The following is a 24,658-nucleotide window of genomic DNA, read 5'->3' on the forward strand; positions in this document are numbered from 1 at the left end:
GCGAGCACGGCCATGCGGATGCGGTTGGTCATGATGGATTTCTCCAGTTCAGTCCGGCAGGCGGCGGATACGGGCTTGCCGCCTGCTTCGCCTCGCTGCCGGGGCGAGGGGTTGCATTACGTCGCGAGCGGGCGGGATTGCGTGCCATTCATGCTGTCCGAAGTCGGGAAGGGCCACGGCGTCAGCGGGCTACCGGCGGCGGGCGCAGCTCCTGCGTCGGTGGGTGTGTCGTTGACGTGTTCTGTGCCGTTACTTGCATCCGGTACCGCACCGGGGGCCTCGCCTTCCGGCGTTTCGTCCGCGCCGTCTCCGGTGTCCGCGTCGTCGCTGTCGGTTCCATCCGCGTCGTCACGGTTTTCCCATGACGATATGGCCGGGAATTCACGATCGGTGAGGATTTCCGGGAGCCATGCTGCCTTTGCGAGCCGAAGCTCCGCTGCCGCTGCCGCGTCTGCTTTCTTCATTTTTTCGAGGTCGATTGCGGCCTTGGGTGACACGGCGGCGGACACGACTTCCGCGATACGCGCCTTGCTGACATGATCGAAATACGTCGCACGCGTCGCTGACCAGTACCGGGTCATGTCGATGTTCAGCGCACTTGCGAGGGTGTTGATCGCAAGCGGCTTTTCCTCGGCCACGATTCCGTCGAGCAGCGTGCCGGTGCAGAATGCGAGCAGGTCGAGCAGCGTCGTGCCGGGATCCTGTGCAATCAGCCACGGCAGAAGGTCACCCCGCTTTGCGGGCAGTTCCGCAATCCAGCGCGCCCGCTGCGTTTCGATGGCATTCCATGCGGGGCTGGCGGACAGGTCGTCGGCAGCGCGCAGCAGACTGTCGTGGTTGTTCTCGCCGGACAGTGCGAAATAGCTGCGTGAGGACGCGTGCCCGTAGTGCTCGGGCAGCGCCTTCGGGACCAGGTGGTGCAGCAGGGCGGCGAGCGCTATGGTGGGCCGCGCGACCAGTTCCGCGTGGACGGCAGCGGTGCGGTGTGCCGTGAGCCGCTGGCAGAGTTTCGCGCTGTGGACGGGTTTTATCTTCGGAGCCTTCGCGCATACGGTATCCGGGCCTTCGGCTGTGGCGGTGCCAGTGACGGTCGCGCCTGCCGCGTCGAGCGCGGCGCTATTCTCGCGTCGCACGAGGCCGCGTTCGATGACGAGTTCGCCCTGCGGCCCGACGATCACTAATGCACCCGCTTCGGCCATCTGCTGCGCGTCCCATACGAGCGTGCGGCTTTCGAGTGCGATGATCGCGGCATTGACCTGCTCCATTTCGTCGTTGAGCCGGTCGGCTTCCCCGTAGGCATCTTCGTCGCCCTCCGACAGTGCTTCGATTTTTTCAGCCAGTTCGTCCTGCTGCGCGGTGAAGGCGTCCATTTCGCGCTGTTCGTCGTCGGTGTATTGGCGCCGCACCGGGCGCAGCCTGCCGTGACGGTTCAGTTCGGCAAAATCGCGTTCGACTCGCGTTTCCGTCCAGCCCCATCCCTCGGCCTGGACTTCGGCTGCAGCAGCGTCGAGCTTTTGCGCGACGAGCTTCTGCAGCAGTTCCGCATCGGCGATATAACCGGCGTTCTCGTCGTCGCTGAACAGGTCGCGACGCACGTAGCCGCCCGCTGCTTCATAGGCGGCGAGGCCAACAAAGCGTACGAGACGGCTACGGCTCGCGTCGATCTCGGCGCGCGTGATCGACTGCCGCGGGTAGTTCGGCTGACGTTGCCACTCGTTTGCGTCGAACCATATTTTTTCCTGCGTTTCGTGATCGTCTGCGAGGGCGAGCGCAGCAAACTGATCAAGCGTGATTGCGTCGTCGCGCAGCAGCGTGAGCAGTTTGGGCGACACGTTGGCGAGCCTCATGCGACGCCTGACCGTGAGTGGCGAGGCAGAGAACAGCGCCGCGATGTAATCGACACTGCGGCCTTCCTCAGCGAGCATCCGGTACGCGCGCAGCACGTCGAACGGGTCGAGTCCTTCGCGTTCGCTGTTCTCGATCAGCGAAATGGCGAGGGCTTCGCCTTCGCTGACGATCCGCACCGGTACCGGATAGTCCGCCGCGATATGGTTCTGCTCGTAAAGCAGGTCGAGCGCGGCTTTGCGACGCTGGCCCGCGCAGACACCATACCGGCGCTGTTTGCCCCGCGATCCCTTCATCTCATGGACGACGAGGTTTTGCAGCAGACCCTTTGCCCGAATGCTCGCGGCAAGCGCCGGAATGTTCGAGAGCGGTTTCGTGCGGGCGTTGAGCGGCGAGGGCCGCAGGCTGGAATACGCCACGGTGGCGACCAGCTGTTCGTTGCCGAAGTTGGTTTCGAGCGGCGAAACGGTTTCGTCAGTGGTTGCCGCAGGGGTTTCGACTTGAGATTGCATGACTGACTCCAGAAAATTAAAAAGAAGGTTCCGGGACGGGTCCTGCCGGATTCCATCAGGACGTAACCTGGCTAGGAGCCTGATGGAACGAGGCGGGGGGACGTTGCCGTCCCTGAGGCGCTTATGCTTTCATCTGGCGCATGGCGTCAGCGAGCATCCATAGCGCGCGGTTGAGCTTCACGTTCTGGTCGATGCCGGTGATAGGGCGAGTCGACATGGCGCGTCCGCTGCGCGAGCGTCCATGCAGCCCGCCCTTCGTGAGGTTTTCCTGCACGCGGTTGAATACGGTCCACAGGTCGTCGCGGCGATCCTCGAAACGGCGCGGTACCAGTAGCTGGCTTTCGGTGACGGGGGGTAGTGCCTCGGCGTCGGTCGGGTCGTAGCGCAGCGCAAGGGCGGAACGGGCGAATGCATGCTGCTCGTCGCGGCTCAGATCGACGGCGCGCATGCTGTCCTTCTGCTCGCGGATCAGGTCGAAGCCGTCGAGCACGTCGAAAGCGCCATTGATTACGTTCTGGATGACGTTGCCCTTGTGTGGCACGCGGATATCGGCGATGTTCTCGCCCGCGACCATGCCGTTCTGGCAGACAAACCGGAATGTGCCTGCCAGCATCTGGTAACTGCTGGTGCCGTCGTGCGAGTTCAGCAGCACGATTTCGTCGGCTTCCTCGCCGGTGATCTGGTCGGCGTGGCGAAGCCGGAGCATGTGTTTGGTGAACTCGCGCTTGCCCTGATCGCGAACACGGGTCTGGCAGATCATGAACGGCTGAAACCCTTCGTTGCGCAGACCGCGCAGGACGTCGATGGTGGGAATGTAGGTGTAGCGTTCGGAACGGCTTTCGTGTTTGCCGTCCGCGAAGATGGAAGGGGCAACGTGGCGAATCTGGTCGTCCGAAAGCGGCGAGTCAGCGCGCAGCATCGGGGACCCGTAATGGAAAGAGGAAGCGAGTTGCATGGCAATCTCCACAGTCAAGGTTGAGGACCTGAACCGGGCGGGGGGAGGTGCCTTGGCATTGCGGTTGGACACTTCCCGGTGGAACTCGGGGTTGGCGTTGCTACCGCCTGGCTCCCGGGTTCCCGCCCGTGCGACTGGAGGAGCCGATAGCGGGCGGGCGTCAAGGAAAAAGGCGGGGGAGGGGTGCGGGCAACACGGTCCCTCGCCCCTTGATGCGCGCCCGCTATCGGCTACTGTCGCGGGTCAAGGGCGGGAAGCTGGGAGCCGGGTGCATGCCATGCCGTGAGTTGACCGGGCATTAAGGAGCGGTTCTAAGGGCATAGCCGTGAAGGCCGGCCCTCGATAGAAAGCGACGGGGTTGACTGTTGTGCCTTCAATTGCTGACCGACCATCGGCGCAATAGGGTAATTAACGATGGTGCGCGAGTGCAGGCCAAAATGCCCCCGTCCTTCTCGGACTGACCGCAGTTCTGCAGCCTTCCGCTTCCACGGCCTCGCGGCCGCCGGCCTCTCTTGGCGAAGGGATCGAGAACTTGCCGACATCGTGACGCGGGGCCGGTTTTCGGCCACAGCTGACGTTCGTGCGTCGACGCTGACATGCCTGCTGACGGCTGCTCACCGGTCCGTCACCGAGAAGCGGCGACGAACGGCCGCTACCGAGTTCAACGAATGCGTAATGTCGTTAGGGTTATGCGACGCCTGCGCGCAAGCGCCGCACGGTCCTGTGCGTATGGGCAGGCATCGAATAACCCCGAACGCGTGCGGCCGATCGCCGTCAGGCAGAGGTCTGCCAAGGGCAGTCTGTCGGCATTTATGCTCCGAAGTAATCGAGTTCGGGCGTCACGCGCTGAAGATCTGCGGCCGAGAGCGTTATGCGCTCGCCTGTTGCAGATGCTGCTCCATATTGTTGCACGGTCCTTAGAATTCGGCGTTTGTTCAACTCGAACGCGAGTCGCACCTGTTGCACAGTCTCATTGCGAGCGCCAAGCTCTTCGCAAGCGACTTCAAACGGCAGCGCGAAAGCGCAGTATCCCCAGCCGAACCCATAGGCGGAAAACCACACCGCCGAGTCGGCGCAAAGAAGGGGGTGGTCATGACAGTATGTGGCTGATCCATCGCTTTCACCTGCGTCGACGATTGGTTGACGTCAAAGTGTTGCACAGGGACCTTACAAACGCGGGGTTCTGTCGCCACGAAGTTTTAACTCCGCCTGGAGGTGATTTTGCGAATCGTGACTGACTCGAACGGGTCGTGTCCTGCGGATCCCCCAGGCAGGACCCGGCCACGAAGGGACAACCGCGTCGTCCCGAGGAATGGCCGTTCCCTGGTTTCTATCAGCCATAACTTCCCGGATATCGATACTATGCGACCTATCGCGCTCTCCTGAGTTGCCATCGGGACGGACGCGCGGTCAATCAGCGGCGCACCGGCCAGGCGGGCACAGAGACCGCCCGGCCTTTGGGCTTAAGCTTGCGCGCAATGTCTGTCGGCCTTGTAGTCGTACAGCACCCGTCCATAAGGCAATGTCAGATCGGCAATGAAGTGGACCGCGCCGATGACACGCTTTACGGGCAAGTCCGCCACGGGTGCATTAACGTGCGCCAGCAGAGCGAGCCGCGCCGGACCCGACCATGCCCCTTTGACCTTGATATCCGTCAGGTTGTAGCCGACTAGCTGAACAATCGCCGGTACGCCATCGACGCCCGGCACGATCTTCAGATTGACCTGTGTCGTCCGCATCTTGTTGATGATCGACTCGGGCGAACACGCCCGCCTGCCCTCGACGTCATAAAGCAAGTGCTGATGCTTGTAGCCCATGGTGCCGACCGCAACCTGGATGCTGCCGTATTCGAGTGTCCCTGTCAGCGTATCCTGGACGACGGCGAGTTTCGGCTTGGCGTGCTTCTTCGGGAAACCCCAGATTTCGCGCCCGCCCGCGATAGGTGGTTCGTCGTCGAGGTACATCTGCGCCGTAAAGGTCACGTGTTCGCCTTCGAATTTCGCCGGGATCACGATGCCTGATTCCGTATAGTCGCCGAATCCGGCCGAATCGGGCATCCGGATGAATTCATAGAGCGCGGTGTTGCTCCCGTCTGGTTGCAGCGGCTCGGGCAATGCAGCGCGTATCGCGGCGGCGTCGGTCTCGTACGTAATGATCAAGTACTCCCGATCGACGAACCGATACGGTCCTCGGGGGTACGATGGCGATGCGGCAGGCATTGAAGGCAGACCCATAATTGCTTCAAGTTTCATGACTGGCTCCATTTTGGAACGGGTGCGGCGGTGGGGAGAGAAAGAGCCTATGTCAGGTACGGACGCCAACGCCCGGCCTCGCTCCGCGCGTGCGCTCGACGGACGGGGCGACGTCCAGCCCGGCAGCGCGATCACCTGCGGGATGCAGTTGCGTGCGAGACAAGGGCGCAGGTGAATCTGGGCCTGCGCCGTCTGCTTCGTGCGAACGCGTGAAGCGTAGATGGGTAATGTCAGTGGAGAAGAACATGCTCCACGTCCATTCGACGAAAATCCGCAACTTGCGCCCAAGCGTCGGTACGCGCGAAAGATAGAAGGCGCGCCATAGCAGCCAGGCCGGCAGCCCTCCCACGGATACCCCATAGATCTGCGCGACGCCCTTCATATGCCCGATCGTGGCCATCATCCCCCTCGCGACATACGAGAACGGCTCTGTATGGTATCCGCCCAACTTGCGCAGCAGGTTGTCCGCGAGTTGCCGAGCCTGCGCGACCGCATATTGTGCTGTGGGCGGGGAGGGCTGGCCCGTTGCCGCGTTGCGCACAAGTGCACAATCGCCCATGGCCCAGATACTGGGCATGCCGCTCACGCTCATATCGGAATCCGTTTCGATGCGCCCGCGCTGGGTGGGCAGGGACAGCCGCACGGCGAGCCGCTCGACGAGCGGATTGGGTTTCGTTCCGATCGTGCAGATCACTGTCGATGCGGCGATGGACTCGCCGTCTTCCAGCGTAACGCAGTCCGCGTCTACCCGGGCAGCGCGCGTCTCAAGACGGACGTCGATACCACGCTCCATCATTTCCTCAGCTGCCATGCGCCCGAGTGCTTCGGGCATTTCGAGCAGCAGACGGTTCGCGTCCTGCAAGAGCGTCACCGCGAGCTCGTCGTCGCGCACGAGCTTGTAGTACTGCTTCACACTGTGAAGATAGTCGGCCAGCTGTCCCGCTACCTCGACGCCGGAGAACCCGCCGCCGACAACGACAAAGTGGCCGAGGCGCCGCCGCACCGCCGGATCCACTTCGAGTTCGATGCAAGCCAGCCGGCGCAACACGTGGTTGCGGATGAACATCGCATCTCCGACGAGTTTGAGCGGCATTGCGTGCTCTGCCATGCCGGGTATCAAGTCGAGATTCGCGCGGGTGCCGAATGCGAAGATGAGATGCTCGAACGCAATCCTGCGTGGACCCGCAAGCGTATTGCCATGGATCTCGCGCCGCTCAAAGTCGACGTCGTGAACGGTCGCCATGATGAACCGGGTTCGCCTGAGTAACTGACGAATTGGGACAATGACCTGTTCGGGAAACACTGAGGCGCCCACCACCTCGGCGAGCATCGGGTTGAAAGTGGAGTAGCTCTCGTCACTCACGAGAACCACGCGGTATGGCGCAGGCAACGCCTTCTCCAGTGCTTGGGCCAGCGTCGTGCCGGCAAAGCCGCCGCCGACGATCACGATGTTCTTTTCGGCATCCATATACGACTCCTTATGTACACCCGGAAACCGGAGTGGCCTGCGGGTCCGTCACCAAGTGTGCGAAACGAAGCTCACGCACACATCGTTCAGAGATCAATTTTTTGTCACGGCCCGCAGACAATGACGAGGTCGAGCGGCTCTGACACACCGGCGACGAGCCTCGCGGGCCTGACCGCCTTCGTGCCTGCGTAGCCTTGCGCCAGGGCTTGTGTGTACGTCCTCTCTGCGGTGAGTGCGCGCGTGCTTTCGACTTTGTTGTGCTTTTCGAGCTTGGCTGCGAGATTCACCGTGTCGCCGATAACGGTGTATTCGAGGCGCCTCAGGTCGCCGACGACACCGAACAGCACTGGCCCGCTCGCAATGCCTGCACCGACATCCGGGGCCGGTCGCTGCGACGCCACGCGGACCTCGCGCCACCGGGCGACGGCGGCCATGACCGCATCGACTGCAGTGAGCGCGTGGGCCGCATGACGTTCGTCGGGCACCACCGCGCCAAAGCTGGCGAGAATGCCATCACCGAGGAACTTGTCGATACTGCCGTGGTGCGAGCGGATGATTGGCACGACAAGGCGCTGATATTCACGCAGCAGCTCGATCAATGCGGCCGGGGGCAGCGCGCGGGATGCCGCAGTGAAGCCGCGCATGTCGAAAAACACGATTGTGGCGTCACGCACGTCGGCCTGTGTCGGCATATCTGCCAGATCCGACCCGGTGATTCGGTGGACCACCGAGTCGTCGAAGAACATCGAAAGATCGGTGACGGCCAACTGTCCCGACAACGCCTTGACGACGAAACTGCGGGCACGTGCGAGCGCGAGGGCAAGCACTCCGGTCGTCACGACGATGGCCAGCACCTTGTCGAACTCGCCCCCGTAGTGGATCTGTATCGAGCGTAGCGATGTTACATAGTCCCATGTCACCGGATTGGCTGTGCCGTGTGATAACGCGTAGCCGAGAAGTAGCAGCCATCCCGCAGCGGCAGTGAGCCCGGACAGCAGGACCCACATCGGCTCGAAACGAAGCGCGCGCAACGCGATCAGGATGAACACGTACGAGAATTCAGTGCACTTCAGATAGAACGGAGCAGGTTGCTCATATTGCAGGTGATATGCCCAGATGACCGAGAGCAATATCGCCATCTCGATCACCACCGTGGCGCCCACCATCCATCGAGCGAGCTGGCCGGTCATTGCGAGATATAGCCGTGCCAAAGTCGTGATGGCGAAGAACGTCAGCCCGAGCGGCACGGCGCGAATCGGTGCGTCGGGTGAAAAGCCAGGCGGCGTGATCGCATAAAGAATCGCGAGCAGCGCCGCAACCAGCAGCTGGACTGTGGTGACGATAAGCTCGCTGCGATGTTGTTCGCGTTCGAGCTCGCGCTCCACGCGCGGCGGCCAGTTCGTTGTCGGCCCGCGGCCGTTCAGCATCGATAACGCTCTCTGAGTCATGCTCGACACGGCGCCCCTCTCTGTCAGGACTCGGGATTGACGGTCCCGCCGACGATCCTCGCGCACGTTCCGGCCGGCAGCAGCAGCCATTCGTCGCTGGCCGCGTCGCGTGGCGCGCGTCCAGCGCATGCGTGCTTCGCCGTTCCGCAGTCGTTCTTGCCCGCGCGCACTACACCGAAACAGCGTTCGCGATCGAACGCGAATGGGGCCGCGGTACGCTCGGTCAGGTGGGTATTGCGGTCGATCGACAGCGCGATCGCGCTGATCGCGCCAATCACCACGAATGCGTTGCTAATGCGATGGTTCATATGGCCTCGCCCAACATCCGTCGACGCTACAGGAACTCCTGGCGGATATCGACGCTCGAGCGTGTGCCGAGCGCCTCGTAGTTTTCTTGCAGCCACGCTTCGGCCCGGGCGCGGCCCGCGTCGCGCAGGTAGCAGAGAAACGCCCAGTCCGCATTGAACTTGCTGGAGACGCCAAGCGCGGTCATGGTTTCGTCGGAGCGGATCGAGTGAATCAGCATCTCCTTCATGTCGGCGGAGTCGGCCTTGCCGTCGCGAATCAACGACGTCACGAACGCGATCGCACGCAGCTCGCGCATCAGCGACGAGTTGAAGCTCACTTCGTTGATGCGGTTCATGATTTCCGCGGCGGTCTTCGGCACGCCCTGTCGCACAATCGGGTTGATATGCACGATCACGACATCTCGCGTGCCACAGTGATAGATGAGCGGAAAAATTGCCGGATTGCCCGTGTAGCCGCCGTCCCAGTAATGCTCGCCATCGATTTCCACGGCCTGGAAGAGGAACGGCAGGCAAGCCGATGCAAGCACCGCCTGCGCATTCACTTCGTTGCCCGAGAACACGCGTACCTTACCGTTCTCGACATTTGTCGCGCACAGATACAGATGAATCGGACACGCGGCGCGAAGCGCTTCGAAGTTCACGTGACGCTCGAGCACGCCTCGCAGTGGGTTGATGTTGAGCGGATTGAACTGATACGGCGAGAACATACGCAGCATCAGGTCGGTCATGAGGTACAGGGGCGAGTACTCGAGCGTATGGTCATTGCGCAGCAGCGTTTCCCACGGCAGCTTGCGAAATGGGCTGGTGTACTGCGCCGCGTGCGCGATGTCGCGCCAGAAGTCGTAGAGCGCCGTGCGCGCGCGGTCCGGTCCGCCGAGCTGGAGGCCATAAGCGAGCACGGCGGCGTTCATCGCGCCCGCGCTGGTCGCGCTTACCCCTTCGATTGCGATCCTGCCATCTTCCAGGAGCCGGTCGATTACGCCCCAGGCAAAGGCGCCATGCGCGCCACCGCCCTGCAACGCCAGCGTGATTGGTTTCGTGCCGGCGCGCACCGGTTCCGGGATTTTCGTCGGATTCATGATGGATCTCTCAGTGCTGCGTCCAGCCGCCATCGACCGCGAGGGCTGCCGCGGTGATCGATGCCGCAGCGTCGGTGCTCAGAAATACGGCGAGCGCGGCGATTTCGTCGACGGTGACGAAGCGCTTGCGCGCTTGGTGAGCGAGCATCACGTCGCGTATCACGTTCTCTGGCGATATGCCGTGCGCCTTGGCCTGGTCGGCGATCTGCTGTTCGACGAGTGGCGTCTTCACGTAGCCAGGGCAGATGGTGTTGCTAGTGATGCCGTACTCGGCCGCCTCGACCGCGATGGTCTTCGATAGCCCGATCAGCCCGTGCTTGGCAGCGACATACGGCGCCTTGAACGGCGAAGCGACGAGCCCGTGCGCCGACGCGACGTTGATGACGCGTCCCCAGTTGCGCGCCTTCATGCCTGGCAGCACGGCTTTGACCAGATGAAAAGCCGACGACAGATTGATTGCGATGATCGCGTCCCATCGCTCGTCTGGTTGCTCGTCGATGGGCGCAACGTGCTGGATGCCAGCATTGTTGACGACGATGTCCACCTTGCCGAGCGTATCGTGTGCAAGCTTGGCCATCCGCCGGACCTCTTCAGGCACGCTCATGTCTGCGCTGCTGTAGCACACGCGTACACCGTATTCGCGTTCGAGCCGGGCGCGTGTCGACTCGATCAGATCGGCGTCGCTGAAACCGTTCATGACGATGTCTGCGCCTTGTGTCGCGAATGCTGTGGCAATGCCGAGGCCGATGCCGCTCGTCGATCCGGTGACAATGGCGGTTTTTCCGTTGAGCATGAGCGTCTCCTGTCCAAAGAGCGAGTTGCTGACGCGGCCCAGCCGCGCGATAAAGGGTGCGAGCTGGGGCACGCCGCCGCTAGCTGCGCGCACTGTCGCGCCCAAGCCAGCGGTCGATCAGATAGTCGAGCGAAAGCTTGCCGGGACCATGTAGCAGCGTGACCAGCAGAAACAGACCCCAGTACCGGTGATCCTTCAAGCCGACCGCACTGAGATCCGGATAGGAAATCACCGCGATGATGTTGAAGACGAACAGCCCGAACGCGGCGTAACGGCTGCCGAGGCCAAGGATGAGAAAGACCGGAAAGCCGACCTCAGCGGCCGTGCCCATCCATGCAGCCAGCGTGGGTGGGAGCAGCGGCACGGCATACTCGCCGTGAAAAAGCGCAAGCGTGGTCGACCAGCTCGCGAGCTTCGTTAGCCCCGACTGGAAGAAGACAAGCCCGATCAAGATGCGAATACCGAGGTCGAGCGCGGGCCTGACCAATTCGAATACCCGCAGGGCCGCACGGTGCAGCCCGAGTGCCTTTTGAAGGGGACCTGATGGCAGACAGGCTTGTGTCGTCGAGAGTTGCGATGAGAGCTTCATAAACAAGCCTCCGTTCGTCGATTGATCAAAAAGAAAGGTGAGCGCCGCATGACGATGCGGCGCGTGCGTGGCGGGAGCGTCAGCCGGCCTTGCCGCCGTGTTTTGCGAATTCGGAAAGCTGCAGGTGTCCGCCGGCGATCTTTTCGCAGGTTCCTTTCGGCACCAGGATCCACGCCTCCGCGTCGCGGTCCGTCTTCACCGCGGCAGCACAGGAGTTCGTGCTGGTCCCGCAGTCGTTCTTGCCCGCTTTGGCGATACCTGCACACTTTTCGGTGTCGCCGGCAGCCACGGCATTGGTGCTCGCCGCCACGACGCCCAATGCCAGCAGGCTCGCGATCGCGCCTTGAATGATTCGTCCGCTCTTCATGATGCTTCCTCCAGAATGGTGATGAGGACAGGTGTAATTGCCTGCCACCCGGGATGAAGTGTGCGCAACGCAGCTCACGGGTCTATTGCCCAATGATCAAATTTCTGTCACGGCGCGCGGCACGAGGGCAATGCGCTGCAAGCGCTAGACACGCGCGCGTCGCGAAGTAGAATGGTTGAAGGCAAGGAGTACGTTGCGCCAGAGGCAGGGCGCAGCGTAGGCGCCTGGCGCTCGAATGAAGGTGGGAGCCATGTCAAGGAACGTGCTGGTCATCGAAGACGACAATGACATCGCGCAGCTGGTCCGCGTGCAGCTGGCCGGGCTTGCATGCGAAACCACTGTGGTGAACGACGGCAGAGCGGGTCTTGCCGAGTCGCTCGCGCGGCCTTACGACCTGGTCGTGCTCGATCTGATGCTCCCCGGCATCGATGGCCTCGAGATCTGCAGGCGCCTGCGTGCTGAACGCCGCTATACCCCGATCCTCATGCTGACCGCGCGCTCAACCGAGCTTGATCGCGTGCTGGGGCTCGAGATGGGGGCGGACGACTACCTCGCCAAGCCGTTCAGCGTCCTCGAGTTCGCTGCACGCGTGAAGGCGATCTTCCGCCTGGTCGACACGCTTGCAAGCCCGGATTCGAGCCAGCACACGCTGATCGAATCGAAAAACCTGAAGATCGACGTCGAGAAGCGGGAAGTGACCGTGCGTGGCGCGTCGATCGAGCTGACTGCCAAGGAGTTCCAGCTTCTGCTCCATTTCGCGCGCAACCCCGGGCGCGTCTATACGCGCACTCAGCTGCTCGACCAGGTGTGGGGTTACAGCCATAGCGGTTACGAACACACCGTGAACTCGCATATCAACCGCCTGCGGGCGAAGATCGAGATCGACCCGAACTCGCCCGAATACATCCAGACGGTATGGGGCGTCGGATACAAGTTCTGCAATGCATCCGGCAGCTGACAGGCGTTTGTTCGCCACCCTCTACAGCCGTCTTGCTGCTGTGCTGATGACGGTGTTCATCGCTATTGGCGCGATCATGATCCTCGCGTCGCAACGCATGCTCGAGACGCAGCGTCTGTTCGAGCTCGCGACTGACCTCATCCTGGGTACCGTGCTGTTTAGCCTGATTGCCGCGCTCGTTGTGTTCCGCTTTCTGACGATCCGGCTGCGCAGGCTCGCTGCTGCCATTGAAGCGTTTCGCGCCAGCGGCTTTGCCACGCCGGCACGGATCGAACCGGAGGGCGGGTCGGACGACGAGATAGGGCAGCTCGTTGCCGCGTTTCAGGAAATGTCGGAACGCATTGCCTTGCAGCTCGCGCAACTCTCGCGTGTGGACCATGAGCGTCGCGAGCTGCTCGCCAACGTATCGCATGACCTGAGAACGCCGCTCGCGTCGATGCAGGGCTACCTTGAGACCATGCTGATCAAGGCGGATGGACTCTCACCGGAAGACCGGATGCGTTACCTTCAGATCGCGGTGAAGCACTGCGAACGGCTTGGCCGACTGATACGCGACCTGTTCGATTTAACCAAGCTGGAAGCCAACGAGGTCAGGCCGAAGGTCGAAGCGTTTCCGCTTGGTGAACTCGCCCAGGACGTGGTGCAGAAGCTGGCTCTGAGCGCACAAAAGCGTGGCCAGATACTGAGCGCGGACGTCAGCACCGAGTGTCCGATTGACGCCGACATCGGCATGATGGAGCGCGTCCTGGAAAACCTGATCGAGAATGCGATGCGGTATACGCCGGAGGGCGGGAAGATCACGGTCAGCGTGCGAGCCGCTGGCGAGCGGGTGGCAATGCAGGTCACCGACAGCGGGCGGGGAATCCATGAGGACGATCTGGGCAGCGTCTTCGACCGCTACTATCGCGCCGATCGTGGAGAATCCGGCGACGCCGGCAACGCCGGTCTCGGCCTCGCCATCGCGCGGCGCATTGTGGAGTTGCACGGAGGGCAAATCCGTGTAGAGAGCGCGCTGGGGCGGGGGACCACGTTTACCGTCGAACTGCCGGCAGCCTTGGCAGCCCAGCCGGTTGGCTAGAACTCAAATGCCTGTCCGCGTTGGAGCAGCGTGACGTGTCGATCGGGTATCAGCTGTTCAATTTCGCTCATGATGGTTGCGGCGGCGTGCGGCTTCATATGGGTGATGAAGATGTCCGGCCGCGCCCGCAGTTTCGATAGCTCGGCGGCGATGAGGCTCGGGCACAGGTGCCGCGAGGCGATGGCGCGGGCGCGTTCGTGCTCGCAGAACGCCGTCTCGATCAGCAGATAGCGCAGATTGCCGACCGCTTCCAGCGCTTCCCGAAGGGCATCGCACGGTCCCGTATCACCCGTAAATGCCAGGCTCGAAGCGCCGCTGTCGACGCAGTACCCCGCCGCGCCCGAAGTGTGAAACGCCGGCAGCGCGGTCAGTAGCCGGGTTCCGCAGCGCAGGGACTGACCCGTCTCGATGGGGCGGAATTGCAACCAGGGCGCATTGGCATGGGGCAGCGCAGTGAAATCAGGCCAGATGCGGTTGTTGAACAGGCACGTCTGCAACGCGTCGAGTGTCTCGACGAGCCCATATACGATGAGAGGTGCGCCGCGCGCGGGACCGACGGCATCGACGATAAATGGAATGGAACAGACGTGATCGAGATGGCAGTGCGTCACGAATACTTGACTGATGCGCGTCATCGCGTCGACGTCCAGTTCACCGACCCCCGTTCCAGCATCGATCAGTATGTCGTCGTCTACGAGGAGCGATGTCGTGTGCTGCCCGGCGCCGAATGCGCCGCTGCATCCCATCACGGTCAGCTTCATGGTGATACGCGCCAATGGGCCGTGCAGCGCGGTCTGTCGGATTCGCTCGCGCCAGGTCCAACAGCAAAGTCCACGAGCGTCGCATCGACGATACGGCGCTGGATGAATTCGCCGAGGTGAAAATCGTGATCCGCCCGGAGTGCGAACGCATACGCGTCGTCCACGCTCGCGCCGTCGAACAGGGCCTGAAGGATCGCGAACTCGCCACGTCCAAGGGGCTCGACATCAACTGCGAAGCCCGAGCGCCGGATGAGCAGAAGGTCGCCCCCAGCCTGCACATTGACGGTTTGGTCTGTCCCGGCATCCGGCTGGTTCATCTGCCAGATCTTCAGAACGGGGAAGTCCGAGGCGAGCAGACGGCATGCTGGATGGAGACGAAACCTCAACATCGAGCAGTCCACTTCGGTCAGGGTCGCCAACTGGGACAGCGACAGCGCCGGATGATCCGCGGCGTGAAAAATCTCGTGCATGCACCATTCGAGCGCGGCGGTGTCGGGCAGGTAACCGAGTGGCGCCGCCGGGGGGAAGTTCGCCAGAAAACCCGGGAATGAGGCACCGAAGCACTGTATGTCCCCGTTGGCCGAAGGGGTGTCATGAATGTACCGGCTCGCAGCGTGGGCAAAAAAACGCTCGCCGACCAGGCATTCAACCACGGGATAGACTGCCCGCAGCGCTTCGAAGAAATTGCGATACACGTTGTTGCGATAGACCGCAAGCCGCTCGCTGGTGTCAGTGCCGACGATGAGGCCGTCGGTGTGTGACGTGTCCTGCTCAAATATCGCGGCCGCAAACGCGGCCTGCACGTCATGCAATGAAGGCATCGCAATTCTCCATGATCGCCGTCGCTTTGCGGGCTTCCGCCATCAGCACGTCGAACGCGGGAATGTCGGTGTCCCACTCGATCAACGTTGCGATCGGGCCAAGACGTTCGATCGCGTAGCGATAGAGGAACCATACGGGCTCGGCAACCCGTGTGCCGTGCGTGTCGATCAACAATGTACCCGCACGGTCATGGCCGGCCAGATGGATCTCCTTCACGGCCCGAGCGGGCAGCACGTCGATGTAGGCGAGCGGATCGACGCCGTGGTTCGAACTATTCACATACAGATTATTGACATCCAGCAGGATGCCGCATCCTGTGCGCCTGGCGACGCTCGAGACGAACTCGCATTCCGGCATCGTCGAATGCCGGAACTCGACATACCTCGAAATGTTCTCCACCAGAATCTGCCTGCGCAACCGTTCCTGCACCTCGTCGATGTGGTCGCAGACGACGGCGAGCGCTTCTTCTGTAAAAGGCAACGGCAGCAGATCGTTCAGAAACCGCTGCTGCACGCGTCCCCAGCTCAGATGTTCGGAGACGAGACCTGGCTCGATCTGACGCACGAGATTGTCGAGGCGCTGCAGATGCGCCTGATCCAGCGGCCCGGTCGAACCCAGGCAAAGCCCGACACCGTGCAGGCTCAGCGGGTAGTCGTGGCGAATGCGCTCGAGGTAATAGAGCGGTTGCCCGCCCGCGCCGAAGTAGTTTTCGCTATGCACTTCAAACCATGCGATGGCTGGGCGTTCGGTCAGGATCTGCTGGTAGTGTACGGCGCGCAATCCGACGCCCGTCGCTGGTGGAACATGCTGACGCGACGCAAAGCGGGAAGGAGGGGTAAGCATGGCGGAACGCTCCGGGCGGCTGATGAAGCTTAGTCTCGCGCCCAAAGATCACGAAGCCGTCACGATTGCGTGAACTCTTTGTCCGCCGCGGACCGCGTCCGGCGCAGACGGCTGGTGCCGCGCGGGATGTTGGCCTATCTTCGAAGGACCGAATCCATTCGGCGAGCACACCCACCGTGGAGGGGCACTCCATATGAGCCTCAAAATGAAGCTGGTTCTGCCAGCCACCGCCTGCGGCCTCGTGTTGCTCGCGTGGCTGGCTGTCGGATGGGTTCCTGGCAGCCCCACGGGACACGCACGGATGGGGTTGCTCGCCGTCGTCGCGACCGGTATTGCGGTGGTGCTTGCGGCGGTAAGTGTGACGTTCGAGATCTTTTTGCGGCGCCCTCTTCGCAACGTTCTGCAGACGTATGGTTCTCGAGCGGACCATGGCGGGCTCGATTCCGGGAAGGATGTGGTTGAAGCGGTGCGGAAAACGCTCGAGCGCGCGAGCAACAAGGTCGACGCGCTCGGCCAGGCGGTGCAGATTGCCAATGACAAACGCAGCGAACTGGAATCCGCGCTGCAGTATAGCGAGGAGCGCTACGTACTGGCGATGCGGATCTCAGACGATGGCGCGTGGGAGTGGAATCTCCAGACGGGCGAGTTCGTGCTGTCTCCACGCTGGAAATGCATGCTCGGCTACACCGAGGATGAGCTCTCCGATTCTCTTCAGGCATGGCGGAACATAGTTCATCCGCTCGACCTCGCAGCCGTCGAGGCGACGTTGAATTGCCGGCTGGAATCTAATGTCACGCGGTTCGAGCAACAGTTCAGGCTTCTGCATCGGGACGGGCGGTACCGATGGGTGAGTTCGCTGGGCACGGTTATCCGCCATGCCAATGGCAAGGCGTTGCGCATCGTCGCGCTGGATACGGATATCACGCGCGTCAAGCATATCGAGAGCGTGTTGCACCACATCGTCGAGGGGACTTCAGGCACAGGTGGGGAAGCATTCTTTCGAGGGATGGTGCGCAGCTTTGCCGCTGCGCTGGAGGTCCCTTGCGCTTTCGTCACCGAATGCATAGATTGGCCCCCAAAGCGCGTCCAGACACTCGCCTATTGGCGGCGCGGCGACTTCGTAGACAACATCGAGTTCGAACTGTCCGGCACGCCGTGTGAGGCAATCTTTGATGGGGGCCGTCCTGTTTTTTATTCATCGCATGTTCACGAGCTGTTCCCGCGCGAAAAAGACTATGAGAGCTATTATGGGATCCCGATATTCGGCAGCCGAGGCCGCATCATTGGGCATATGGCGTTCTTCAACGACAAGGAAATGAGGCAGGAGGATGTCCTGACGGACGCGGTGTATCAGATATTCACGGCACGCGCGGCTGCTGAAATCGAGCGCAAGGCCGCGCTCGATTCCCTCACGCGCTCCGACGCAGCCGAGATCACGTCTCCAGGGCGTGAGACCGAGAAGAAACCGGCGACTCCGCCCGTGACCAATATGTGATCCATCATTGATGGACGCGTGAAGTCCGCTCACGAGAATGGCTTCCAGAGGTTCAGGCTGGAGGCTAAGCGCCGCGCGAGAAGCGCGGTCAGTCGCTCTAGTGCTGCACCTCGAAGCGATTCGACCGCCATCCTGGCGTCGCACTTTCCCGATGGAGCAGACATGAAAACCGTTCGCAATGCAGTTCTGTGCACCTTGGTACCTTTGTTGTGTGCGGTCGGTACCGCACACGCGCAGGGTGGTATCGGACACAGCGGAAGCTATGGGCCGTGGTGGGACACCCCCGCTACGATGTCGATGGACAAAATGACGCCGCAGCAGCGAGACAAGGTGGTCCAGATGGAGCACAGGATGATGCAGACCGCGATGAAGCACGACCAGGCAATGGCAAAGATGGAGAGCGACTTCATGCATTCCATGATGGAGATGCAAAAGCAACTTCTCGAGCTGTATCGAGGGCATTGACGGCAGCGGGCCTGTGCCGCCGCCAATCCGGGTGACCGCATGGCAATGCGGCATCAGGCCACGCCGAGAAAATTCTCGTCGCGCTTCCCGGCGCGACGATGTTCGTTCTCTCTGTCTTTGCGACTCAGGTCGGCGCGGCCATCTGGCTGCGTGGTCCAGCTACCCAGCCAATGTGGGTAGGCGGCCGCCAAGGGCTGGCGAGTTCTCGCTCGGCGGAAACACGCACCAGCCATCGTCATGGTGGAAAAAGTAGATCGCCAGCGTGCCACTTTGTCGCGTCGCTGCCACGCAGACGTAGCGACGGCGATTCGATCTCAGGCGGCCGGACCGGGTAACGCGAGCCGGTGTGGCCGCAGTCGGTGCCAGCCATTTGTCAACCAGAGAACGTAAAGACTGATAGCCCGTGTTCATGATTTTTCCTCGCCTCATTCAGTAGCAGCAGCGGATGCTTAACGAAGCCCAACCGCTGAACAATAGTGTGGCTGACGAAATTAACGTGCCGGTCAAACATAGGTCACGTATTTGTCCCGTCGAAACGAACGGAGCCGATTTCGGCAGACAGCGACGAGATGATCGAAGCGGATTTGCTCATGGTGCCTTCTGGGGTGGAGATCGCGAACGCGCCACCTTGTAAGAAATTTCGTTCTGGCGCGACCAAAGGTTACGCGGCGGCCTGAAATTCTTTTTATGCCGCTTGCCTTTTCCACAGCTTACGACCATGTCTGACTTCAGGCGCCGCGGCGGCATACGCATCCATCTGGTCCCATTTCTACCGGCCAAAGGACGGCAGAACCGCAAACCGGATGAAACAACCCGACCCGATGGTTCGGCAGACCGGTCCGTATTGATGGCGTGCGCGCAGGTCCGCGACCGCGATAGCTGCGCCCGCTGTGACAGGATCATCGATTCGGAGCACATGATGTTGAGCGAATGGAAGCACCGGACCGGTCTGTATATCAAGCGTTTCTGGCAGCCGACCAGCGCGTGCATGACATGCATGCCTGGAAGCTGGGGCAATGTCATGAGCCTTGTTCACTGGACGATTGCACTACAAACAGGGCTGTTCACCGGAATACTGGCCGTACTTTTGACTTTCACGCCGGCGGCGAAGCTTTACGCGCACCGATACGGCAATGCGTTGGTCGTCGGCTTCCTGACGACGTTAGGCGACGCCTACTCACACGCGAGTCACTACGGCATCCCCTTCGCCGAGCACGTCGCGACGGGTGTGATTTCGGGTCTACTGACGTTGGCTGCCTCATATATCTTCGAAGACCGCGCCCGACGCATTCGGGCCGCATGGACGCGGATGTTCGGAAAGCCTGTCCGTTGACCCGAGTCAATTGAATGCTTCTATCAATGGAGGCGAGTTCGCAGATCATTTTTGTCTGCCCACGCACCGGGATGTCTCTTTCGGTCTTGAGTGGTTCCGCGTCGGGTTCGAGAGCCCGATCCAGACCGGACCCTCGAGCGAGCCTAGCTTCGGAACAAATGCGAGGCGTGGGTGATAGCGCCGCCTGCACGGATAGCCGCCGCCACAAGAGCGGCTTCGGAAAGTTGCGCATCGGAAGCGCCGGCGTCGCGAGCGGCTTTAGTGTGCAGTTCAATGCAGTAGGGGCACTGCGTCGTCAACGCGACAGCAACCGCAATGATCTGCTTTTGTTGCACGCTCAGAGCGCCCTCTTCAAAGACCGCCTTGTCGAACGCCCAGAAACTTTTCATCGTATCGGGTGCGTTTTCATCCAGCTTTTTCAGTTGTGTGAGATGCTTCATGTCGAACATGGGATTCTCCATAATCAATGACGTGCATGCTCATGGTAGAGATGACCGTGTTCCATGTGGTCTCGAATTGGTCCGAATTCGTCCATGAGTAACCATAGCCTCTTCGGGCTTCCGATTCTGGAACGGTTTCTGGCGGCACTAGACATCGGCGTGGCAAATTTCACGCTTTGCGACATACGCGATGGCTGGAGTGCCCGGTTCGACGCTTGCGAGACGGTCACCCTTCACTACTGCATGCAAGGAAGTGGGGCATTGGTGACGCAAGACGGGGAGCGCATCTCTCTGAGTACACATAGCTTCGTGCTGTTGCCACCCGGAGCCACCTATCGGCTCGAAGGTGGCAGTTCGTTGACTACAAGTGAGACAAATTATGGGCGTCTCACTGACTGGCCTTCGCGAGAGACGATACCGACTATCCAGGTCGGCGGAGGACGAGAGGGCATCGCGACGGCGTGCGGCGAATTGAACCTGGGCACGCATTTCGGCAGTGACCCATTCAGGACGATGCGTCGGCCGCTGGTCGCACAGTTCGACGGGAAGTCAGGCTTAAAGGATCAGTTCGTATTGCTGCTAGCGGAATGCGCGCGTCCCGGGCTCGGTTCGCGAGCGCTGGTAGAGGCGCTGCTTAAACAGTGTTTGATCATGGTAGTGCGACGGCAAATCGATACCGGAGGCCCAGACCTTCCGTGGGCAGCAGGCCTCGCCGACAGGCGACTCGCAAGAGCACTTGAAGCGATCCTTGAACGCCCGGCATCGCCCTTGTCAGTGGAACGCTTAGCCGATATCGCCGGAATGAGCCGTTCGGCATTCGCTGCACAGTTCATGAAGGCGTTCGGGCAGCCGCCGATGGCCATGTTGAAGGTCGTGCGGTTACGAAAGGCGGCGGAATTGCTAGCCACGACTGCTCTTTCGGTCGTCGAGGTCGCAAGAATGGTCGGATTCTCAAGTCGAAGCAACTTCTCCCAAGCGTTTCATGCAAAGCACGGAATGGATCCGACGGCTTTTCGGCGTCGATCGGGCGCAGTAAATTACCAGGCAGGGCGAGACGTGCGGTAACGCCAGAGGCTGGACCTTACCTGCGCGAGATGCGAGATGGCTTGGGCGAGCTGATTCGGATTGTGGGAGCGCATAACCTTGCGCTAGCAGTGGAGGTCGGGCCAGGAAGAGACAGCCGCCACACGCAAGCGATTGACCAATCCTCTTCGAATTGCGGACGATGACCGGCAAAGCATTTGATCGACACCCTACAGCACTACCACCGTCCAACCAGGATCCAGCTTTGCTAGTCCGCCTGTGACGAATTTGTGATCTTCCATTGATGGACGCGTGAAGTCCGCCCGCGAGAATGGCTCCCAGAGGTTCAGGCGGGATCGCGGCGCGGGCGGTGGTCACTCGCGCGGCGTGAAGCGCGGGCAGTGGATCCAGTGCTGCGCCTCGAAGCGATGCAGCCGCCAGCGTGGCGGGGCACTTTCTCGATGGCGCAAACATGAAAACCGTTCGCAAAGCAGTGCTCTGTGCTTTCGTGCCTTTCGGAGCAGCAAGCATGAACGCAATCAAGGTGTCCGCCGCGGCGCTCGTCCTCGCGTCGCTCGCGTCCGTCGCTGCACCCGTGCACGCGGCCGATTTTCGTGAATTCGACAGCACCGCGTTCGCCGCCGCACAAGCCGCGGGTGAGCCGGTGCTGGTTGACGTTCATGCATGGTGGTGCCCTGTCTGCCTTTCACAAAACCGCACGATCAGGAAACTCGTCGCCGCGCCGCGCTATGACAGACTGGTTGTCTTTCGCCTCAACTATGACAAGCAAAAGGATGAATGGAAGCGCCTTCAGGTATCAAAACAGGGAACACTAATCGCGTACCGGGGGCAGACCGAGACCGGCCGCCTGGCGTTCCAGACCGATGCCGCGAAGATCGAGGCGTTGCTTAACAGTGCAGTGCGTTGATCATGGCGGCCTCGTTCAACCTGTTGCTGCTCGGGTACGCTGCTGGCGCGCTAACGATACTTTCGCCGTGCGTGTTGCCGCTGGTGCCCATCGTGCTAGGCAGCGCCGCACAGGAAAGCCGCTAGGGACCGCTTGCGCTTGCCGCAGGACTTGTCATGTCTTTCGCGTCGGTCGCGCTGACGGTGGCGCTCGCGGGCGTGTCGAGCGGGATCGATGCGGACGAGGTGCGAATCATCGGCGCCGTCGTGATGGTGCTGGCTGGCCTCGCGACACTGTTCAAACGCGCGGAGACGGCGTTCGGCCGGATCATCGCGCCGGTCGCTGCACGGGCGAGTGGAAGCCAGACCAAACTGGAACACTTCGGCGTGCTGGGCCAGACGGCGATCGGAGCATTGCTCGGCATCGTGTGGAGCCCGTGTGTCGGCCCGACGCTCGGGGCGGCGACTGCGCTCGCGAGCGAAGGGCACGATGTCAGCACGGCTGCACTGACCATTCTGGCGTTCGGGATTGGCATCGCGTCGATGCTTGTCGTGATTGCGCTCGCTGCGCGAGGACTCGTGCCACGCTGGCGCGACACGCTAATGCGCGTCGGCGGGAACGGCAGGCGGGTCTTCGGTGGATTGCTGGTCGCGGTGGGGATGCTGATCATCACCGGTCTTGACCATCAGTTCGAAGCTCTGGTGCTCGCCGTTGCGCCGGACTGGCTGACGGATCTGACGACCCGTTTTTAGTACGCGCAGCCCGGCGTGTTCGTTGCGTCTGCAACGGGGCCCGTCGCTGAACGCGGCGCAGGTCTGCGTGCGCCGGACGCGACAGGCGCAGCGAGATTCGATGGGGAGACAGACGGACATGGCCATTTGCGACAATGAAGCCCATACCGCTCCAGCGCCAGCGTGCTTTACTGTACCGCCGCGCACATCCGGCTCGCGGACAGCACAAGTCCCCGCGCCGCGGCTCGACGAACGGACAGCGCAGGCGCTCGCTGACATGCTGCCTTTGCTGTGCTGCGGCGAGGAAGCGGCCACCATCGCGTTTTGCCGGCTCGCGGGCCGTGCGGATGGGGACCCCGCGCAGCGTGCTGAAGCGGCCGCGCTGTACATGATCGAAGCGGAAGAGCGCACGCACGACGCGCTGCTGCGGCAGCTATGCATCCTGCTGCCGCAGCCGGCTGACAGCGCGGTGCTACGTGCCGCGGCGCGGCGATTTCATCTGCAACTGTCCGCGCGCGATCAGACGCTGCACCTTGCGCGGATCGCCGCGGTCGATTCGGCGGTTTGCACAATACTGTCGCGGTTAACGTCGCCTCACGCTGCGCTCGCGCAGGACCCGGCTTTGGCCCAGCTGTTTCACCGGATCCGTCGCGACGAAGCGCGCCACGTCGCGGTGACGCGGACAATCGTGCGCGAGCGGGGCAGCGGTGACCGACTACGTCGTTCAGGCGCCATCGCACGTCATGCGCTCGCGGCTCTGCTGGGTCTGGGCGGTGCGGCGTTCGACCGATTGTGCGTCGATCCCGATGCGCTGATTCGTGACGTCAAGCGCTTGCCTGGAGGGCTGTTGTGATGGCTGACGCGAGTCGGAACGCATATGCATGCGGCAGTGTGGCTGTGCTCGGCACAGGTTTCGCGCTACCCGGCGCGCCGGTCGACAATCACGCCCTGTTCGAGCGCGTCAGACCGCTTGCGCCGGGCCTGACCGAACGCTCGGTGATCGCGACCGCGCGCCGCCTTGCGATCGAAACACGGCACGTAAGCCGCGCATTCCGGGCGCGCGCAGAAGCCCCGCTTGCTGGCGCGCGCAACCCGGAGCTTGCCGCACAGGCGGTGAGGCTCGCGCTGGACGAAGCCGGAATCGAGCCCGGCGAACTCGGCTATCTGATCGGTCACACGGCAACGCCCGCGCAACCGCTTCCGCCGAACATTGCGCTAGTCGCGGACGAACTGGATTACACGGGCCCGCACGTTGAGTTGCGCCAGGCTTGTACCGGGTTTGCGAACGCACTGTTGATCGCATTCGGGATGCTGACTCGTCCCGAAGCCCGGCCGGTGGCCATAGTCGGCTCGGAAACGGGTTCGTTATTCTTAGATCCCGCGTGCGCCGCGCTCGACCGCGATCAGCGCGTGAATCTAATGCAGATGGGCGACGGGGCCGCGGCGATCGTGCTGGCACCGCTCCGGCTTGGCACGCCGCGCGTGCGAGCCGCGTGGTTCGGTGCGATCGGCCTTCATAGGCCGCCTGGGCTCGAGATGCGCGCGGGCGGCTCAGACCATCCCGCGCTGGCTGCTTCACCGCTCGCGTTTGCGCACGACTATAGGCGGATCGCGCAAACTGGGACAGCGCTGTTCGACGCAGGTGCAGCGGCGGCAGCGCGTCAGGGTGTCACGCTGGATGCGGTCGACTGGATCGTCCCGCATCAGACAAGCGGGCGCATCGGCGTGCAACTGGCGGCGCACTTCGACGTGCCGCCGGGCAAAGTCTTCGTGAACGCCGACCGGGTCGGCAACACGGGCTCCGCTGCCATCTGGCTCGCGCTCGCGCAAATGCGCGCGCGCGGCCTCGTGTCGGGCTCGCGCGTACTCGCCCTCGGAGCAGAAGCCACCAAGCACATGCACGGTGGATTTTTGTATGAGCACGGATGAGTCTTTATTCGCGCTTGCATGTCGGATGTGCGCATCGACTGCCCCCGGGTCCGGGCTTTGGCGCAATTCCTCCTTCAGTTGTCCCACCTCGTTTTCCAGGCCCTCGATGCGGTCGAGCGTGTAGTCGAAGCTGGTGGAATCCATCGCTTGCAGGAAGGCCCAGACTGCCGCGAGGGCGCGGCGAAATCTTCCGTGCTCTGGGACCGAATGGTTCGCTGTGTGTGCCATCACAGGCTCCTCCGAAGGTGGTGGCGGAG

The 24,658-nt window shown here is 62.1% G+C and carries 23 protein-coding genes and 1 pseudogene; 10 read left to right on the forward strand and 14 right to left on the reverse strand.

Annotation, left to right across the window (positions count from 1 at the left end):
* Positions 1-116: 116 nt before the first annotated feature.
* The 10 genes from AB3X86_RS31390 to AB3X86_RS31435 form a co-directional block, all read right to left on the reverse strand.
* The gene (locus AB3X86_RS31390; protein WP_368598953.1) at positions 117-2,357 is read right to left on the reverse strand and encodes a ParB N-terminal domain-containing protein; all 2,241 of its coding nucleotides are present in this window, start codon (positions 2,355-2,357) and stop codon (positions 117-119) included.
* Positions 2,358-2,478: 121 nt separating this feature from the next.
* The gene (locus AB3X86_RS31395) at positions 2,479-3,312 is read right to left on the reverse strand and encodes a DUF932 domain-containing protein (RefSeq protein WP_176370064.1); all 834 of its coding nucleotides are present in this window, start codon (positions 3,310-3,312) and stop codon (positions 2,479-2,481) included.
* Positions 3,313-4,775: 1,463 nt separating this feature from the next.
* On the reverse strand, positions 4,776-5,564 hold the full coding sequence (locus tag AB3X86_RS31400) for an acetoacetate decarboxylase (protein ID WP_368598954.1): 789 nt from the start codon (positions 5,562-5,564) through the stop codon (positions 4,776-4,778).
* 52 nt (positions 5,565-5,616) lie between these two features.
* The gene (locus tag AB3X86_RS31405) at positions 5,617-7,032 is read right to left on the reverse strand and encodes an NAD(P)/FAD-dependent oxidoreductase (protein ID WP_368598955.1); all 1,416 of its coding nucleotides are present in this window, start codon (positions 7,030-7,032) and stop codon (positions 5,617-5,619) included.
* Between the two features lie 104 nt (positions 7,033-7,136).
* A complete protein-coding gene (locus tag AB3X86_RS31410) occupies positions 7,137-8,459 on the reverse strand; it encodes an adenylate/guanylate cyclase domain-containing protein (protein WP_368598956.1) in 1,323 nt (440 codons plus the stop codon).
* A gap of 44 nt (positions 8,460-8,503) precedes the next feature.
* Positions 8,504-8,788 (reverse strand): DUF2282 domain-containing protein, encoded by a 285-nt coding sequence (locus AB3X86_RS31415; RefSeq protein WP_368598957.1) that lies wholly within the window; start codon positions 8,786-8,788, stop codon positions 8,504-8,506.
* Between the two features lie 26 nt (positions 8,789-8,814).
* Positions 8,815-9,867: a patatin-like phospholipase family protein gene (locus AB3X86_RS31420; RefSeq protein ID WP_368598958.1), complete on the reverse strand. Its 1,053-nt coding sequence runs from the start codon at positions 9,865-9,867 to the stop codon at positions 8,815-8,817.
* A gap of 10 nt (positions 9,868-9,877) precedes the next feature.
* Complete coding sequence (locus AB3X86_RS31425; protein WP_368598959.1) at positions 9,878-10,660, reverse strand: 3-hydroxybutyrate dehydrogenase; 783 nt, start codon at positions 10,658-10,660, stop codon at positions 9,878-9,880.
* A gap of 79 nt (positions 10,661-10,739) precedes the next feature.
* A complete protein-coding gene (locus AB3X86_RS31430) occupies positions 10,740-11,249 on the reverse strand; it encodes a DoxX family protein (RefSeq protein ID WP_368598960.1) in 510 nt (169 codons plus the stop codon).
* 79 nt (positions 11,250-11,328) lie between these two features.
* Positions 11,329-11,616, reverse strand: coding sequence for a DUF2282 domain-containing protein (locus AB3X86_RS31435; protein ID WP_368598961.1), 288 nt, complete (start codon positions 11,614-11,616; stop codon positions 11,329-11,331).
* 250 nt (positions 11,617-11,866) lie between these two features.
* On the opposite strand from AB3X86_RS31435, the gene AB3X86_RS31440 reads away from it, so the two are divergent.
* Positions 11,867-12,574: a response regulator transcription factor gene (locus AB3X86_RS31440; RefSeq protein ID WP_368598962.1), complete on the forward strand. Its 708-nt coding sequence runs from the start codon at positions 11,867-11,869 to the stop codon at positions 12,572-12,574.
* A 7-nt stretch (positions 12,575-12,581) separates the two neighbouring features.
* On the forward strand, positions 12,582-13,652 hold the full coding sequence (locus AB3X86_RS31445) for a sensor histidine kinase (RefSeq protein ID WP_368598963.1): 1,071 nt from the start codon (positions 12,582-12,584) through the stop codon (positions 13,650-13,652).
* On the opposite strand, the gene AB3X86_RS31450 is transcribed toward AB3X86_RS31445, so the two are convergent.
* Genes AB3X86_RS31450 through AB3X86_RS31460 form a run of 3 tightly spaced genes read right to left on the reverse strand, consistent with a single transcriptional unit; the run spans position 13,649 to position 16,078 of the window.
* Complete coding sequence (locus AB3X86_RS31450; RefSeq protein ID WP_368598964.1) at positions 13,649-14,413, reverse strand: MBL fold metallo-hydrolase; 765 nt, start codon at positions 14,411-14,413, stop codon at positions 13,649-13,651. The two genes, AB3X86_RS31445 and AB3X86_RS31450, sit on opposite strands and share 4 nt — an antisense overlap.
* A complete protein-coding gene (locus AB3X86_RS31455; RefSeq protein ID WP_368598965.1) occupies positions 14,410-15,234 on the reverse strand; it encodes a DUF2063 domain-containing protein in 825 nt (274 codons plus the stop codon). The genes AB3X86_RS31450 and AB3X86_RS31455 overlap by 4 nt, the downstream gene beginning before the upstream one ends.
* Positions 15,218-16,078 (reverse strand): DUF692 domain-containing protein, encoded by an 861-nt coding sequence (locus AB3X86_RS31460; RefSeq protein WP_368598966.1) that lies wholly within the window; start codon positions 16,076-16,078, stop codon positions 15,218-15,220. The genes AB3X86_RS31455 and AB3X86_RS31460 overlap by 17 nt, the downstream gene beginning before the upstream one ends.
* A 205-nt stretch (positions 16,079-16,283) precedes the next feature.
* Here AB3X86_RS31460 and AB3X86_RS31465 point away from each other — a divergent pair, with 205 nt between their 5' ends.
* The 3 genes from AB3X86_RS31465 (at position 16,284) to AB3X86_RS31475 (ending at position 19,371) form a co-directional block, all read left to right on the forward strand.
* A complete protein-coding gene (locus tag AB3X86_RS31465; RefSeq protein ID WP_368598967.1) occupies positions 16,284-17,573 on the forward strand; it encodes a PAS domain-containing protein in 1,290 nt (429 codons plus the stop codon).
* A gap of 162 nt (positions 17,574-17,735) precedes the next feature.
* Complete coding sequence (locus AB3X86_RS31470) at positions 17,736-18,038, forward strand: hypothetical protein (protein ID WP_368598968.1); 303 nt, start codon at positions 17,736-17,738, stop codon at positions 18,036-18,038.
* Between the two features lie 919 nt (positions 18,039-18,957).
* Positions 18,958-19,371: a hypothetical protein gene (locus AB3X86_RS31475; protein ID WP_368599016.1), complete on the forward strand. Its 414-nt coding sequence runs from the start codon at positions 18,958-18,960 to the stop codon at positions 19,369-19,371.
* Between the two features lie 143 nt (positions 19,372-19,514).
* Here AB3X86_RS31475 and AB3X86_RS31480 read toward each other — a convergent pair whose 3' ends face one another.
* Positions 19,515-19,820: a carboxymuconolactone decarboxylase family protein gene (locus AB3X86_RS31480; RefSeq protein ID WP_368598969.1), complete on the reverse strand. Its 306-nt coding sequence runs from the start codon at positions 19,818-19,820 to the stop codon at positions 19,515-19,517.
* 84 nt (positions 19,821-19,904) lie between these two features.
* Here AB3X86_RS31480 and AB3X86_RS31485 point away from each other — a divergent pair, with 84 nt between their 5' ends.
* The 5 genes and pseudogenes from AB3X86_RS31485 (at position 19,905) to AB3X86_RS31505 (ending at position 24,401) form a co-directional block, all read left to right on the forward strand.
* Positions 19,905-20,876: a helix-turn-helix domain-containing protein gene (locus AB3X86_RS31485; protein WP_368598970.1), complete on the forward strand. Its 972-nt coding sequence runs from the start codon at positions 19,905-19,907 to the stop codon at positions 20,874-20,876.
* Positions 20,877-21,363: 487 nt separating this feature from the next.
* Positions 21,364-21,762: a thioredoxin family protein gene (locus tag AB3X86_RS31490; protein ID WP_368598971.1), complete on the forward strand. Its 399-nt coding sequence runs from the start codon at positions 21,364-21,366 to the stop codon at positions 21,760-21,762.
* Between the two features lie 146 nt (positions 21,763-21,908).
* A pseudogene (locus AB3X86_RS31495) lies at positions 21,909-22,493 on the forward strand (cytochrome c biogenesis CcdA family protein); the annotation flags it as partial.
* Positions 22,494-22,749: 256 nt separating this feature from the next.
* Positions 22,750-23,325, forward strand: a complete 576-nt coding sequence (locus tag AB3X86_RS31500) for a hypothetical protein (protein WP_368598972.1) — start codon at positions 22,750-22,752, stop codon at positions 23,323-23,325.
* Entirely contained in the window at positions 23,325-24,401 is a 1,077-nt protein-coding gene (locus AB3X86_RS31505) for a 3-oxoacyl-ACP synthase III family protein (protein WP_368598973.1), read from the forward strand. The genes AB3X86_RS31500 and AB3X86_RS31505 overlap by 1 nt, the downstream gene beginning before the upstream one ends.
* The last annotated feature ends 257 nt before the right edge of the window (positions 24,402-24,658 follow it).

It is taken from the genome of Paraburkholderia sp. BR14374 (assembly GCF_040948685.1).
Taxonomy (GTDB): domain Bacteria; phylum Pseudomonadota; class Gammaproteobacteria; order Burkholderiales; family Burkholderiaceae; genus Paraburkholderia; species Paraburkholderia youngii.